The sequence below is a fragment of the Bordetella tumulicola genome (assembly GCF_054779135.1).
In genome coordinates this window covers 176,701-191,334 of record NZ_BAAGYU010000004.1, presented here as the reverse complement: position 1 = coordinate 191,334, position 14,634 = coordinate 176,701, and the positions used below count along the sequence as shown (strand labels likewise).

General features: G+C 59.8%; 14 protein-coding genes. 12 read left to right on the top strand and 2 right to left on the bottom strand.

Annotated elements, in window-relative coordinates; translation table 11 throughout:
* Window positions 1–16: 16 nt before the first annotated feature.
* Window positions 17–718, bottom strand: coding sequence for a Crp/Fnr family transcriptional regulator (locus tag ACYVDM_RS03050; RefSeq protein ID WP_415790943.1), 702 nt, complete (start codon window positions 716–718; stop codon window positions 17–19).
* 171 nt (window positions 719–889) lie between these two features.
* Between ACYVDM_RS03050 and ACYVDM_RS03045 the strand changes: the two genes are divergently transcribed.
* From ACYVDM_RS03045 to ACYVDM_RS02995, 11 genes are all read left to right on the top strand, one after another.
* Window positions 890–2,869, top strand: coding sequence for an AMP-dependent synthetase/ligase (locus tag ACYVDM_RS03045; protein WP_415790945.1), 1,980 nt, complete (start codon window positions 890–892; stop codon window positions 2,867–2,869).
* 3 nt (window positions 2,870–2,872) lie between these two features.
* Window positions 2,873–3,670: an ABC transporter ATP-binding protein gene (locus ACYVDM_RS03040; protein WP_415790947.1), complete on the top strand. Its 798-nt coding sequence runs from the start codon at window positions 2,873–2,875 to the stop codon at window positions 3,668–3,670.
* An 18-nt stretch (window positions 3,671–3,688) separates the two neighbouring features.
* Window positions 3,689–4,618 (top strand): branched-chain amino acid ABC transporter permease, encoded by a 930-nt coding sequence (locus tag ACYVDM_RS03035; protein ID WP_415790949.1) that lies wholly within the window; start codon window positions 3,689–3,691, stop codon window positions 4,616–4,618.
* A 10-nt stretch (window positions 4,619–4,628) separates the two neighbouring features.
* Window positions 4,629–5,693 (top strand): branched-chain amino acid ABC transporter permease, encoded by a 1,065-nt coding sequence (locus tag ACYVDM_RS03030; protein WP_415790951.1) that lies wholly within the window; start codon window positions 4,629–4,631, stop codon window positions 5,691–5,693.
* A 109-nt stretch (window positions 5,694–5,802) separates the two neighbouring features.
* Complete coding sequence (locus ACYVDM_RS03025; protein WP_415790953.1) at window positions 5,803–7,137, top strand: ABC transporter substrate-binding protein; 1,335 nt, start codon at window positions 5,803–5,805, stop codon at window positions 7,135–7,137.
* A gap of 54 nt (window positions 7,138–7,191) precedes the next feature.
* Window positions 7,192–8,052: an ABC transporter ATP-binding protein gene (locus ACYVDM_RS03020; RefSeq protein WP_415790955.1), complete on the top strand. Its 861-nt coding sequence runs from the start codon at window positions 7,192–7,194 to the stop codon at window positions 8,050–8,052.
* 90 nt (window positions 8,053–8,142) lie between these two features.
* On the top strand, window positions 8,143–9,408 hold the full coding sequence (locus tag ACYVDM_RS03015; RefSeq protein WP_415790957.1) for a phenylacetate--CoA ligase family protein: 1,266 nt from the start codon (window positions 8,143–8,145) through the stop codon (window positions 9,406–9,408).
* A gap of 86 nt (window positions 9,409–9,494) precedes the next feature.
* Complete coding sequence (pap, locus tag ACYVDM_RS03010) at window positions 9,495–10,964, top strand: polyphosphate:AMP phosphotransferase (RefSeq protein WP_415790959.1); 1,470 nt, start codon at window positions 9,495–9,497, stop codon at window positions 10,962–10,964.
* Window positions 10,965–10,979: 15 nt separating this feature from the next.
* Window positions 10,980–11,438 carry a GNAT family N-acetyltransferase gene (locus ACYVDM_RS03005; RefSeq protein ID WP_415790961.1) on the top strand — a complete coding sequence of 153 codons (459 nt, stop codon included), beginning with the start codon at window positions 10,980–10,982 and terminating at the stop codon, window positions 11,436–11,438.
* Complete coding sequence (locus ACYVDM_RS03000; protein ID WP_415790963.1) at window positions 11,435–11,899, top strand: HIT family protein; 465 nt, start codon at window positions 11,435–11,437, stop codon at window positions 11,897–11,899. Before ACYVDM_RS03005 ends, ACYVDM_RS03000 begins: the two co-directional genes overlap by 4 nt.
* A gap of 146 nt (window positions 11,900–12,045) precedes the next feature.
* The gene (locus ACYVDM_RS02995; protein ID WP_415790965.1) at window positions 12,046–13,062 is read left to right on the top strand and encodes an amino acid ABC transporter substrate-binding protein; all 1,017 of its coding nucleotides are present in this window, start codon (window positions 12,046–12,048) and stop codon (window positions 13,060–13,062) included.
* Between the two features lie 17 nt (window positions 13,063–13,079).
* Here ACYVDM_RS02995 and ACYVDM_RS02990 read toward each other — a convergent pair whose 3' ends face one another.
* Window positions 13,080–13,607, bottom strand: a complete 528-nt coding sequence (locus tag ACYVDM_RS02990; RefSeq protein ID WP_415790967.1) for a hypothetical protein — start codon at window positions 13,605–13,607, stop codon at window positions 13,080–13,082.
* A gap of 124 nt (window positions 13,608–13,731) precedes the next feature.
* Between ACYVDM_RS02990 and ACYVDM_RS02985 the strand changes: the two genes are divergently transcribed.
* Window positions 13,732–14,493, top strand: coding sequence for a uracil-DNA glycosylase (locus tag ACYVDM_RS02985; protein WP_415790969.1), 762 nt, complete (start codon window positions 13,732–13,734; stop codon window positions 14,491–14,493).
* Window positions 14,494–14,634 lie beyond the last annotated feature (141 nt).

Below are 14,634 nucleotides of genomic sequence, written 5' to 3'. Positions count from 1 at the left end.
CCTCATCCATCGGAATCTATGCCGCACCGATGCCGCTCACGGCGTCCGCGCCATAGCGCTTGAGCCCATCCAGGTCCAGGACCCGCACCGCCCCGTACTCCACTCGCAGCAACCCGGCTTCCTCCAGTTTGCCCAGTGCCTGATTGGCGCGCTGGCGCGAGACACGGGCCAAATAACCGACCTCTTCTTGCGTGATGGTCAACCGCATCCCCATTCCGGGATACAACAAGGGATTGAACAACTCCGCGAGGCAACGCGCCACCCGTGCGTCGGGATCCAATAAACGGTCGTACTCCGCCTTGCCGATGAACTGAGCCACCCGTTCGTTCAATTGATGCAGTAAATAACGATTGAACGGAATACTCGTATCCAGCAGCCATTCAAACGTCGCGGCCGGCATGCGCGCGATGACCGAGTCGCGTAACGCCACCACATCGTATTTGCGAATTTCACGCTTAAGCAGCGACCCCTCGCCAATCCAGCCGCCGGCCGGCACACCAGTCAACGACGCAACCTTACCGTCAGCATTGCCGACCGACACCTTCACCAGACCCGCCAACACGCCGATCCAAACCTGTGCAAATTCCCCTTTGCGCTCTACTATCGAACCAGCCTGCACAGACTGCACCGCGATATCCCGTTCGACTCGCGATCGTTGCTCGTCGGTCAAAACACGAAACCAGGCGGCGGCAAGCTGGAGGGAATCGGCTAATTGCATCGGGAATACCCTAAATATTCTTGGAATGTCGTGATCGTGACAGTTGGCAACTCACCAAGCTTATACCTTACTGTTGCCGTACATCGAAAATGAACTGGTCAAGAGTCGCCCCGGAGTTCAAGCCGCCAGCTTGATCTCCGGACCAGCGGCTCCCAAACCGGAGGAGACAACGTGGTGCATTCACAGCCCGCAGCCGACGGCAAAACGTCGACCGCACCCAGCACCTTTCCTGGCCTGCTCCTGCAGCATGCCAACGTACGCGGGTCGCGGCCCGCCATACGCGAGAAAGACCTGGGCATCTGGCAAACCCTGACCTGGAGCGACGTCGCTCGCGAGGTCCGTCTGGCCGCGCATGGCTTGGCGACGTTGGGGATCCGGCCAGGAATGCACGTTGCGGTCATCGGCGAAAACCGGCCGCGTCTCTATATTGCCATGATGGCAGCCCAGGCACTGGGCGCCATTCCCGTGCCGCTCTATCAAGACGCTGTCGCCCAGGAAATGGTCTATGTCTTGCAAGATGCCAGCGTCACCGTCGCAGTCGTCGAGGACCAAGAGCAGGTCGACAAGATGCTGGACGTGCGCGTGCAATGTCCGGATCTCGCACACGTGGTCTATGACGATCCACGCGGTCTGCGGCATTACGCCGATCCCATGCTGCGCTCGTTCGACCAACTGGAAATGATCGGCCAGGAGCACGCCGACCAGAACCCCGATTTTTTCGAGGCCTCCGTCGCCGCGGTGCAGCCCGATGATGCGGCCGCCATGTTTTATACGTCCGGCACGACGGGCAAACCCAAAGGCGTCGTGTTAACGCATCATGCCCTGATTGACCGTGCGCGCGCCGTCGCCGAACTGGAAAAGCTGACCGACCAGGAGGACGTGCTGGCCTACCTGCCGCCCGCCTGGATCGGCCAAAACATGTTCTCGTATACGCAGTTGCTGGTCAGCGGCTTTACGGTGAATCACCCCGAGTCTCCCGAAACCGTGTCGATCGACATGCGCGATATCGGCCCGACGTATTACTTCGCGCCGCCACGCGTGCTGGAGGCGCTGCTCACGCACGTCATGATCCGCATGGAAGACGCGGGCCGCATCAAACGCAGCCTGTTCCAGACCTGCATGAAACTGGCCCGTCGCGTGGGTGTACGCATTCTGGATGGCGAGTCAGTCGGCCTCTGGGATCGCCTGTGCTATGCAGTGGGCAACGCGCTCATCTACGCACCGCTACGCAATGCGCTGGGGATGAGCCGCGTACGCGTCGCCTACACCGCGGGCGAAGCGATCGGCCCGGATCTGTTTGTGTTCTATCGCTCCATCGGCATCAACTTAAAACAGCTATATGGTTCGACCGAAACCTCGGTTTTCGTGTGCGTACAACCCGATGGCCAAGTCCGTGACGATACCGTCGGACCGCCCGTCAGCGGCGTCGAAATTCGCGTTGCCGAGAACGGTGAAATTCTGATCAAGAGTCCGGGTTTGTTCAAAGAGTACTACCGCAACCCTGATGCAACGGCCGAGGCGCGTGATGCCGATGGTTGGTATCGAACCGGTGATGCAGGCTATCTGGATACCGATGGTCAATTGAAAATCATCGACCGCGCCAAAGATGTCGGCAAGCTCGCCGATGGCAGCCTGTTCGCGCCAAAGTACCTGGAAAACAAGCTCAAGTTCTTTCCCCACATCAAAGAGGCCGTGGCCTTTGGCGCGGATCGGGATCACGTTTGCGCCTTTGTGAATATCGACCTCGAGGCCGTGGGCAACTGGGCCGAACGACGTGGCCTGCCTTACGCGGGCTATACCGATCTGGCAGGCAGGGACGAGGTCTATCAACTGGTGGCGGAGTGTATCGAGCAAACGAATGCCGATCTCGCCAGCGACCCCAAGCTGGCCGCCTCGCAGATCGGCCGTTTTCTGATTCTGCATAAAGAACTCGACCCCGACGACGACGAACTGACCCGTACGCGCAAAGTTCGACGTGCTTTTATTTCACAGAAATACGGGGTCTTGGTCGAAGCGCTGTTCGCCGGGAAAGACTCGCAATACATCGAGACGGAAGTGAAGTTCGAAGATGGCCGCAGCGGCAAGATCGCGGCGGATTTAAAAATTCGCACCGTCAAAACCTTTCCCCCCATCGCTGCCCGGGCCGCGTAGATTATGAGCCACACAAATCGCGACCAGCGCATTGGCAAGGTCATGCTCGACCTGCAGAACATTTCCCTGTCTTTTGGAGGGGTAAAGGCGCTCACCGATATTTCCTTCAATGTCCGTGAGCACGAAGTGCGCGCCATCATCGGGCCCAACGGCGCGGGAAAGAGCTCGATGCTGAATGTCATCAACGGCGTGTACACCCCGCAACAGGGCGGCATCGAATTCGAGGGCACGCGCTACACGCGGATGAACCCGCGCCGAGCGGCCGAAATGGGCATCGCGCGCACTTTTCAGAATCTGGCCCTGTTCAAGGGTATGAGCGTGCTGGACAACATCATGACCGGCCGAAACCTGCGCATGACAACGGGCCTGCTCGCCCAGGCATTTCGTTGGGGTCCCGCCGAGCGCGAGGAAATTCGTCACCGCGAGTTTGTCGAGAACATCATCGATTTTCTCGAGATTCAGGCCTATCGCAAAACGCCAGTGGGCCGTCTGCCTTATGGCTTGCAAAAGCGCGTCGACCTGGGCCGAGCCCTGGCCATGGAGCCGCGCCTACTGTTGCTGGATGAGCCGATGGCAGGGATGAATATCGAAGAAAAGCAGGACATGAGCCGCTTTATTCTGGACGTCAATGACGAATTCGGCACCACTATCGTGCTGATCGAGCATGACATGGGCGTTGTGATGGACATCTCGGACCGGGTCGTGGTCCTGGATTACGGAAAAAAAATCGGCGACGGCAAGCCCGATGAGGTGCGTGCCAACGAAGCCGTCATCCAGGCCTACCTGGGCGTATCGCACTAGAACCAAGGCGAAAGAGACATGGGATTTTTTCTAGAAACCTTGTTCGGCGGACTGATGAGCGGCATGATGTATGCGCTGATCGGCCTGGGCTTTGTTCTGATTTTCAAGGCGTCGGGCGTCTTTAACTTCGCACAGGGTGCGATGGTGCTGGTCGCCGCCCTGTCGATGGCGCGCTTCTCGGAATGGATACCGGCATGGCTGGGATTTGAAAACCTGTTGCTTGCCAATGTCCTGGCCTTCATCATCAGCGCCATTTTGATGTTCGTGCTGGCCATCGTCATCGAACGCTACGTTCTGCGCCACCTGGTCAACCAAGAAGCCACGACGTTATTAATGGCCACGCTGGGCATCAGCTATTTCCTGGATGGACTGGGCCAGATTGCTTTTGGGAGCTCCGTCTACAGCATCGATGTCGGCATGCCGAAAGACCCTGCTTTTATCCTCGACTCGGTATTCGAGGGTGGCATCCTGATCAACCTGGAAGATCTGACGGCCGCCGTCGTGGCCGCCCTGCTGGTCGCAACACTGGCCATTTTTTTCCAGTACACCAGCACCGGCCGAGCGCTGCGCGCCGTCGCGGATGACCATCAGGCCGCGCAATCCATCGGTATTCCCCTGAATCGCATCTGGATCATCGTCTGGAGCGTCGCCGGCCTGGTCGCCCTCGTCGCCGGCATTATCTGGGGATCCAAGTTCGGCGTGCAGTTCACCTTGTCGACCGCGGCATTGCGCGCCCTGCCGGTCGTGATTCTGGGCGGACTGACCTCAGTGCCTGGCGCCATTCTGGGGGGCCTCATCATCGGCGTCGGCGAAAAACTGTCCGAAGTCTATTTGGGCTCACTTGTGGGCGGTGGTATCGAAATCTGGTTCGCCTACGTGTTGGCGCTCGTGTTCCTGCTGTTCCGCCCACAAGGGCTGTTCGGCGAAAAAATCATCGATCGGGTCTAAGGGAAACACTATGTTCTATCGCGAAAACGGCCAATTCAAGACCGGCTATCGCGCCGACCAGCAGATCTTCCCGATCCGCCAGGACCGCATCTTTGTCGTGCTGCTGCTGGCGGTCGCGTTCGTCGCCGTGCCATTACTGGCCAGCGACTATATGCTGCGCGCCATTCTGATTCCCTTTCTGATTTTGTCACTGGCCGCGGTTGGCCTGAACATCCTGGTGGGGTATTGCGGCCAGATCTCGCTCGGCACAGGCGCCTTTATGGCCGTCGGTGCCTATGCGGCCTGGAACTTCGGTGTCCGCTTTCCCGGCATGCCGCTGGTCATACAGATTTTGCTAGGGGGTTGCTTTGCCACGCTGGTGGGCGTGTTGTTTGGCATCCCCAGTTTACGGATACGCGGCCTGTATCTGGCCGTCGCCACACTCGCCGCGCAGTTCTTTGTCGACTGGGCGTTCTTGCGCATTCCGTTTTTCACGAATTATTCGTCGTCAGGCAGCGTATCGGTGCCACCACTGAGCGTATTCGGCATGCCGATACAGACGTCAGTACAACGCTATGTGCTCGTGTTGTGCTTCGTGGTGGTCTTTGCCCTGCTGGCTAAAAACCTGGTGCGTGGCGCCATCGGCCGCCAATGGATGGCCATCCGCGACATGGACGTGGCTGCCGCCGTGATCGGCATACGCCCCATGTACGCCAAGCTCACAGCCTTTGCCGTCAGCTCCTTCATCGTGGGTGTCGCTGGCGCATTGTGGGGCTACATCCATCTGGGTTCGTGGGAGCCCCTGGCGTTCGATCTGGCGCGCTCGTTCCAGCTGTTATTCATGGTGATCATTGGCGGGCTCGGCTCCATCGTAGGCAGCTTCTTTGGCGCTGCCTTTATCGTGCTGGTCCCCGTGGCCCTGACCAACGTGCCGCATATCCTCGGACTCTCGTTGTCGGTAGATACCGCGGCACACATCGAGCACATGGTGTTCGGCGCGCTGATTGTGTTCTTCCTCATTGCGGAGCCCCACGGGCTGGCGCGCCTGTGGGGCATTGCGAAAGAGAAACTGCGAATTTGGCCTTTCCCGCACTGACGGTGCATCTGTTCCCGGTTGCCGTGCCATGCACTGCACGACAACCTCTTTGACTACCCGGCCTCAGACCGGGCCAATCCTGGTGTGAACCACACCAAGCAGGAGGTAAATGGAGATGAAGCGTCTTAACCTGAAGTGGGCAGCGGCCTGCCTGGCCGCCGCTGGCGCCCTATCAGCCGCCGCGCCAGCGCTGGCGGCCGAAGAGCAATTCGTTCCGCTCTTGGTGTATCGCACCGGCTCGTTTGCGCCGCTGGGCATACCCTGGGCCGACGGCAAGCTGGACTACCTGAAACTCGTCAACGCGCGCGATGGCGGCGTCAATGGCGTCAAAATCACCTACGAGGAATGCGAAACCGCCTACGCGACCGATCGCGGCGTGGAATGCTACGAGCGCCTGAAAGCCAAGGGCGGCGGCGCATCGGGCTTTGACACCCAATCGACAGGTATTACCTTCGCCGTGACCGACAAGGCCGTCGTGGACAAAGTGCCCGTCGAAACCATGGGCTACGGGCTATCCCAGTCAGTCGACGGCAAGGTGTTCGAATGGAACTTCCCGTTGCTCGGCACATACTGGACAGCGGCCGACGTCATGATCCAGGACATCGCCAAAAAAGAAGGCGGCCTGGACAAACTCAAGGGCAAGAAGATCGCGCTGGTCTACCACGACTCGCCCTATGGCAAAGAACCAATCGCTTTGCTGCAAAAGCGTGCCGCCAAGGAAGGATTCGAGCTTTTGCTCTACCCCGTTACGGCACCGGGCGTCGAACAGAAATCGACATGGCTGCAAATTCGTCAGTCGCGCCCCAATTACGTGCTGCTCTGGAGCGCCGGGATCATGACGCCGACCGCGATTCGTGAAGCCCAGGGTACGGGTTTTCCGCGCGACAAAATGTACGCCATCTGGTGGGCAGGCTCGGAGGGCGACGTCAAGGACCTGGGCAACGTGGCCAAGGGCTACAACGCCATCACGATCCACAACAGCGCAGCCCGCGGCAAGGTCTACGACGACCTGAAGACGTACGTGTACGACAAAGGACAAGGTTCCGACTCGTCCGGCAGCAACACGCTGGGCACCATCGCACATACCCGAGGCATGATGATTTCGATGCTCCAGGTCGAAGCCATCCGTGCTGCGCAAGAAAAGTTCGGCAAGGGCAAGCACATGACGCCGGAACAAGTGCGCTGGGGTTTTGAAAACCTGAATCTCACTCAGGAACGCCTGAACGAACTCGGCTTTGGCGACATCATGCGCCCTGTGAAGACCTCGTGCGAAAACCACATGGGTGACGATTGGGCGCGCATCGTGCAATGGGATGGCAAGGCGTTCAAGGTGGTCTCCGACTGGTATCAATCCGACAAGTCGGTAACCAGGCCGTTGGTGGAAGAGGCCGCGGCCAAATACGCCAAAGAGAAGAACATCACGCCTCGCAAGTGCGAAGGCTGATGTAAACCAGCCGCTCGCGCCGGGTGCGCGGGCGGCTACCTCGCAGGAACCCTCATGACTGCTCCACACGCCGCCCACACCGCCCCGGCTTCGCCCACCGCGACAGACGCCCCCCAGTTACTGCTGGACGTCAACGGTATCGAAGTCATTTACAACCACGTCATCCTGGTGCTCAAGGGCGTGTCGCTGCAAGTGCCCGAGGGCCGCATCGTCGCGCTGCTGGGCGCCAACGGCGCAGGCAAAACAACCACCCTGCGCGCCGTGTCCAACCTGCTCAAAGGCGAGCGCGGCGACGTGACCAAGGGCACGATTCAGTATCGGGGCCAGCGTATTGAGAGGCTATCACCGTCCGAACTCGTGCGGCGGGGCGTCGTACAGGTCATGGAAGGCCGGCATTGCTTTGCTCACCTGACGATCGAAGAAAACCTGCTGACGGGCGCTTATACCCGTGATCTGAACCGCGGCGACATGGCGGCGGCACTGGATCGGGTATATCAGTATTTTCCACGCCTGAAGCAGCGCCGCGCCAGTCAGGCGGGCTATACCTCGGGCGGCGAACAGCAAATGACGGCGATCGGCCGTGCATTGATGGCCGACCCCAACATGATCCTGCTCGACGAACCCTCCATGGGCCTGGCTCCGCAGATCGTCGAAGAAATCTTCGAAATCGTGCGGGACCTGAATCAACGAGAACGCGTGAGTTTTCTGTTGGCCGAGCAAAACACCAATATTGCACTGCGCTACGCCGATTATGGGTACATCCTGGAAAACGGGCGCGTCATGATGGACGGAGACGCGGCCGAACTCGCCAGCAACGAAGACGTCAAGGAGTTCTACCTGGGTATTGCCAGCGGCGAACGCAAGAGCTTCCGGGACAACAAATTCTACCGGCGCCGAAAGCGCTGGCTGGCTTGATCCCGCCTAGTCTGTTTTTTCATCCGGCTTTATGGCTGACGCCGTATTGCTGTTATTTACGCCTCCCGGCCTTTCATAGAGTGCGACCACATGCCCGCGTTTTTTGATGCACTGGAAACTCGCGTACCGGAACAGCGCGAACACGATTTGATGACGGCATTGCCCGGCGTGCTTGAACGCGCGATGTCGGGCGCGCCCGCCATCGCCGAACAACTGCACGGTATCGACCCGCGCGATGTGACCTCGCGACAGGCCCTGGCGGCTGTGCCCGTGTTACGCAAACATGAACTACTGGAAAAACAGCAGCACAGCCGCGGCAGCACGGCGACGGCCAGCGCTACCAAGACTTTCGGTGGCTTTTCAACGATAGGATGGGGGAAGGCGCTGCGCGTCTTTGCCTCGCCCGGTCCCATCTACGAGCCCGAAAGCAGTCGTGCCGACTACTGGCGTTTTGCACGCGCGCTCTATGCGGCGGGCTTTCGGCCCGGCGAGCTCGCCCACAACAGTTTTTCCTATCACTTCACGCCGGCGGGCTCGATGATGGAGACTGCCGCCCATGCGGTGGGTTGCACGGTATTTCCCGGCGGTACGGGCCAGACCGAGCAGCAAGTTCGCGCCATCGCGGACTTGGCGCCCAGCGGTTATCTAGGTACACCCAGTTTTCTGAAAATCATCCTGGAAAAGGCCGATGAGCTGGGGGTGACCCTACCCTCGCTACAACGCGCGCTCGTGTCGGGAGAGGCCTTTCCGCCCTCGCTGCGTAATTGGCTCGCCGCTCGTGGCATTGACGGTTACCAAGCCTACGGGAGCGCCGATCTCGGCATGATCGCCTTTGAGACACCGGCGCGCGAAGGTTTGGTTGTGGGCGAAGAGATCATCCTCGAAATCGTCCGGCCGGGCACCGGCACACCCGTGCCGATCGGCGAGGTCGGCGAAGTCGTCGTCACCACACTGAATCCGGACTACCCGTTAGTGCGTTTTGGCACCGGCGACCTTTCCGCCGTGCTGCCCGGTGCGTCGCCTTGCGGACGCACCAATCTGCGCATCAAGGGCTGGATGGGACGTGCCGATCAGACCACCAAGGTTCGGGGCATGTTCGTCCATCCCTCCCAGGTCGCCGAAGTCCTGGCTCGCCATCCGGAAATCACCCGGGCGCGATTGATCGTCAGCGGACAAATGGGCAGTGACCGCATGGTGCTGCACGTCGAAGCCGCGGAACACTCGGATGTCCTGGCCGAGCGCATCGCCTCATCGACACGCGATATCACCAAACTGCGTACCGATGTGCAGTGGGTCGATACGGGTAGCCTGCCAAATGATGGCAAGGTCATTGACGACGTACGCTCGTATGAATGACTGGACTCTCGTGCCGATACGCTTGTGCCTCAGACAGATATGTTGCACCATCAAGGCCATCGCGTCATTTGCCGAGCCTTTCGCCTATGTTTGCCGAAGCCCAGTCCGATCCCGCCCTGTCCAAAGAGGTTTTTGAAGCAGAAGAAACGCGCTTGCGCACCGCGCTGCTCAAAGCGCAGTACCGTCAGCTCAAACGTGAGGATCGCGGCCTGCTGATCGTCGTCGCCGGCATCGACGGCGCGGGCAAAGGCGCCACGATCAATTTGCTCAACGAATGGATGGACCCTCGCCATATTCACACCCTGGCTTTTGGCGAACCCACACACGACGAACAAGAACGCCCACCGCTCTGGCGATACTGGAACGAAATGCCCGCCAAGGGCAAAACGGGCATTGTGTTCGGATCCTGGTATTTGCCCTTGCTGCGTGAGGCTGCCCGCAAAAAACCCCGGGCACAGCGGCTCACCGAGTACGTCGACACCATCAACCGCTTTGAGGCCAGCCTGACCGCCGACGGCATACAGATCATCAAGCTTTGGTATCACCTGTCGGCCAAGGCCCAAGCCAAGCGCACCAAGAATTTGCTGTCCAACCCTGAAACCGCCTGGCAGGTCACCGAGGCGGATCGTAAAGTCCAAAAAAAATACGACCGAATCTGCCAGGCAGGCGATACCGTCATCCGTCTGCTCAACGCTCCACATGCCCCGTGGACCGTCATCCCCAGTGCCGACGAACACATGCGCGCCGTCTGCACCGCGCAGACCGTCCTGCATGCCCTCGAGCAACGCCCGCGCGCACCCAAGTCACAGGTATTCACGGCATCCAGCGAGACCCGGCGCCGCAGTCCCGACCGTTTCGCGCAACTCGACTACAGCGCCACGCTGGATAAAGACGACTACGAGTCCGAACTTTCGCAATTACAAGGCCGACTCGCGCACGCCGTGCGATCCAAAGCATTCGCAGAACGCTCGCTGGTGCTGGCGTTCGAAGGGCAGGATGCCGCCGGTAAAGGCGGCGCCATCCGTCGCGTCACGCACGCGCTGGACCTGCGCCAAGTCGACATCCATCCGATCAGTGCCCCCTCGCACCACGAACTGGCACATCCGTATTTGTGGCGATTCTGGCGTCGCCTGCCCCGTCAGGGCCGCATCGCTATTTTTGATCGGTCCTGGTATGGCCGCGTGCTGGTCGAGCGGGTCGAGGGCCTCGCCTCGAGTGCAGCGTGGCGGCGCGCCTATGGCGAGATCAACGACTTCGAACACCAACTCGCCGGACACGGCGCCATCGTGCTGAAGTTCTGGCTGGCCGTCACACCCGCAGAACAGCTCAAGCGCTTTCGCGAGCGCGAGCGCTCGCCATTCAAGAACTTCAAAATCACCCCAGACGATTGGCGCAATCGCGAAAAATGGAATCTATACACCCAGGCCGCCAACGATATGCTGGCGCGCACCGATACCGATGACGCCCCCTGGCACCTCATTGCGGCGAATGACAAACGCCACGCCCGCGTACAAGTCCTGCGGGACATTGTCACTGCGATGGAAAAAACCCTCTAGCCCCACGCCCGAGCCATGACCACCTCACCCAAAACACCCGATATCCGTCCTGTTTCCGATACTGATTTCGATGCCTGGTTGCCGTTATGGAAAGGCTATCAAGCGTTTTATCAGGTCGATATCCCGGACAGCGCTACCCACACCACGTGGGCACGCATACTAGATCCGGCCGAGCCGATACACGCGGCGCTGGCCTATCACGAAGGCCGCGCCGTCGGTCTCGTACATTGGATATTTCATCGCTCGACCTGGACACCGGGCGATTACTGCTATCTGCAAGATCTGTTCGTTGCCAACGACGTCCGCGGTGGCGGGCATGGCCGCCACCTGATCGAACATGTTTACGCTCAGGCTCGCCTGGCCAATGCGGCTCGCGTATATTGGCTGACACACGAAACGAATACGACGGCCCGGCACCTCTACGACCGCGTGGCGGATCAACCTGGTTTCATTCAATACCGGAAGACCCTGTGAGCGCACGCGACCCTGATTGCCCGCTCTGCCGCGAAGACGGTGGCAGCGTACTCTGGCGCGGCCCGCACCTGCGCATCATCGAAGTCGGCGATGTCGATTATCCGGGGTTTACGCGCGTCATCTGGCACGCGCATCTGGCGGAAATGACTAACCTTTCGACCCATGGGCGAGACTTGTTGATGCGTGCGGTATACAACATAGAACAAGCGCAACGCGAGATACTCGCGCCCGACAAGGTCAATCTGGCATCGCTGGGCAACATGGTGCCTCACCTTCATTGGCACGTGATTCCGCGCTGGCGCGGCGACCGGCATTTTCCGGACGCCATCTGGGCGACACCACGCGTCGCCGCGGGCGCCGAACCGCCAGAATGGCACGCGCGACAGGCACACCTTCAAGAACTCTTGCCCCGTTATCGCAATCGCCTCATCGAAAAAATGGACGCGTTACTATGGCACTAATGGGCACGACCAGCCGCTCATAGCGTCAAGCGCGTGTCATTATGCAATACGGTTATTTGGCAAGCGGCCCCAAGGCCGCTACTCTCTCGGCTTCGCCCCATACAGGCTGCCCGTTCACGAACTTGGCTAGCAGGAGAAAATTCGCCATGAAGATCGTAAGAGGACTAATCGGCGCCGCGTTGGCGCTCGGCGCACTCGCCAGCGCACAGGCCGCCACACTGGATGTGGTCAAAGAACGCGGTGAGGTCCGCTGCGGCACGACGACAGGCTTTGCCGGCTTCTCGGCCCCCGATGCCCAGGGCGTCTGGCGCGGCCTGGATGTGGATCTGTGCCGTGCCGTCGCTGCCGCCGTCTTTGGCGATGCCAGCAAAATCAAAGTCGTCCCGCTCAATTCACAGCAACGCTTTACGGCGCTGCAGTCGGGCGAAATCGATGTGCTGACGCGCAATACGACCGTCACCCAACAGCGCGATACCGCGCTCGGTATCATTCATGCGGGGATCAATTTCTACGACGGCCAGGGCTTTTTGGTTCCCAAATCCCTGGGTGTCCAAAAAGCGACCGAACTCAGCGGCGCCACGATCTGCCTGCAAACCGGCACATCCAATGAAAATACGCTGGCGGACTGGGCGCGCGCCCACGATGTCACGTACAAACCGGTCGTCATGGAGACGTTCGACGAGGTCGTCAACGCCTTTGCCTCCGGTCGCTGCGACGTTTTTAGTACAGACGCCTCGGGCCTGGCTTCGATCCGGATTTCCAAGCTGCAAAATCCTGATGACTACGTCGTGCTGCCCGAAATCATCTCCAAAGAACCACTGGGCCCATTTGTACGCCAGGGCGACGATCGCTGGCTGAACATCGTCCACTGGTCACTATCGGCGATGATCGCGGCCGAAGAGTACGGCATCACCTCGGCCAATGTGGACGAGCAAGCCAAAAGCACCAACCCCAATATCCAGCGCATCCTGGGTGTAACGCCCGGCGCCGGCGCCAATATGGGCCTGGATGAAAAATGGGCCTACCAAATCATCAAGCAGGTCGGTAATTATGGTGAAAGTTTTGAGCGCAACGTGGGCATGGGCAGCCCGCTCAAGATCGCTCGCGGCCTGAACGCGCAGTGGACGCAGGGCGGACTGCTGTACGCCCTGCCTATTCGCTAGCGCGTGGCACTATCGCATCAATTGATGCTGTAGCCCCGTCCCTTGAAGCACGCGCCCATGGCGCGTGTGTACGACTGCGCGGACGCACTGGTGGTGTATTCGGTGATGTTTGCAGGATCGAGCCCGCTTTGATTCATTGCCCAGTTTTCGCACGCCTGGCGATCTTGCATCTGCTGCGACTCGCTTTGCCCCTTGGCCGGGTAGGCCACGACACTCAAGCTAGATGAGGCGATCCGCGGCGCCGCATATCGTATCGAGGGTGTCGGAGTCGCATAGGTGATGGATGACCCTCCATATGGGACCGACGAGTAATACACTGGCGGCGGATAATACATAGGCGGCGAGCTGTACGTCACGCCGCTATAGCCATAACGCGGGCCGCTGCTGAGCGCCAACGCAACCCCGGCGCCCAGTAATGCGGCCCCGCCAATCCACCAGCCGGAGCGATAATAACCACCGTAATAATGGCCATGGGCAAAAACCTGCCCACTGCAGGCGGCCAGGGCGGCAGCCACGACCGCCGCACGCCAAAATGGGAACTTCATAATCGTCTTTCCTGAAAAAAGCGGCGAGATAGCGACGGCCGTCAATACCCCATCGCGTCAAGCCGGTACCACTCGTCTTACTTTACTCCCGGGCGACAGCGATGTCTTGTGCAAAAATTCGCCCATGGCACACGACAATCGCTTGCAGAAAAATACCCTGACCACACAGGCCAGCCAGCTCCCGACGGCTTGGCAGGCCGCCTTTCGACGCCCGAGCGTTGCTCAGGCCTTCGCGGACGTCACCGCTTATGTCGAAACACGGTTAGAGGCGGGCGCCATCGTCTACCCAGCCACCCCGTTTCGGGCGCTGGACGGCTTGACTCCCGCCGAGGTCCAAGTCGTGATTCTGGGCCAGGACCCGTACCATGGCCCCGGCCAGGCGCAGGGCCTGGCATTTTCTGTGCCCGACGACTGCAAACGCCCCCCCAGCCTGCGTAACATATTCACTGAGATCGCCCAGGACTTTCCCGGGACGCCGCTGCCGCAAGGCAACGACCTGTCCCGTTGGGTCGATCAAGGGGTCCTGCTCTTGAACACCTCACTGACGGTCGAAGACGGCCAACCCGCGTCCCACGCCAAACGCGGCTGGGAGACCGTCACCGACGCATTGATCAGCCTGGTGGCGCACGACCCCGTGCCCAAGGCCTTTTTGCTGTGGGGCGCGCATGCCCAGGCAAAGCAAGTGTTGCTTCCCAGCAACGCCGGACACCTGGTACTGACGGCCAATCATCCCTCGCCCCTCTCGGCGCGACGCCCTCCGATCCCCTTTATAGGCTGCGGGCATTTTGCCCAAGTCAACGCATGGCTGCTCGATCAGGGAAAATCCCCTATTGACTGGAGCACAGAAAATTCTTTTCCTGTACGCCAACAAGAATTCGGGTTATAGTCGCGGCACTGCACAAATTTTGTTCTGGCATTTTTCATACGCGCTTAATTGCGCGATTGGTTTTCGCAGTCATAGCCTGTCGGGGATGTCACCCGACTTTATGCCGAACACCATCGATTCCTGACCTCCTTTCCTTCCGCC

Bases quoted from the DNA above. Each gene is read 5' to 3' on its own strand.
- ACYVDM_RS03050 (WP_415790943.1), bottom strand. From the start codon at position 718: ATGCAATTAGCCGATTCCCTCCAGCTTGCCGCCGCCTGGTTTCGTGTT.
- ACYVDM_RS03040 (WP_415790947.1), top strand. From the start codon at position 2,873: ATGAGCCACACAAATCGCGACCAGCGCATTGGCAAGGTCATGCTCGAC.
- ACYVDM_RS03035 (WP_415790949.1), top strand. From the start codon at position 3,689: ATGGGATTTTTTCTAGAAACCTTGTTCGGCGGACTGATGAGCGGCATG.
- ACYVDM_RS03030 (WP_415790951.1), top strand. From the start codon at position 4,629: ATGTTCTATCGCGAAAACGGCCAATTCAAGACCGGCTATCGCGCCGAC.
- ACYVDM_RS03025 (WP_415790953.1), top strand. From the start codon at position 5,803: ATGGAGATGAAGCGTCTTAACCTGAAGTGGGCAGCGGCCTGCCTGGCC.
- ACYVDM_RS03020 (WP_415790955.1), top strand. From the start codon at position 7,192: ATGACTGCTCCACACGCCGCCCACACCGCCCCGGCTTCGCCCACCGCG.
- ACYVDM_RS03015 (WP_415790957.1), top strand. From the start codon at position 8,143: ATGCCCGCGTTTTTTGATGCACTGGAAACTCGCGTACCGGAACAGCGC.
- pap (WP_415790959.1), top strand. From the start codon at position 9,495: ATGTTTGCCGAAGCCCAGTCCGATCCCGCCCTGTCCAAAGAGGTTTTT.
- ACYVDM_RS03005 (WP_415790961.1), top strand. From the start codon at position 10,980: ATGACCACCTCACCCAAAACACCCGATATCCGTCCTGTTTCCGATACT.
- ACYVDM_RS02995 (WP_415790965.1), top strand. From the start codon at position 12,046: ATGAAGATCGTAAGAGGACTAATCGGCGCCGCGTTGGCGCTCGGCGCA.
- ACYVDM_RS02990 (WP_415790967.1), bottom strand. From the start codon at position 13,607: ATGAAGTTCCCATTTTGGCGTGCGGCGGTCGTGGCTGCCGCCCTGGCC.
- ACYVDM_RS02985 (WP_415790969.1), top strand. From the start codon at position 13,732: ATGGCACACGACAATCGCTTGCAGAAAAATACCCTGACCACACAGGCC.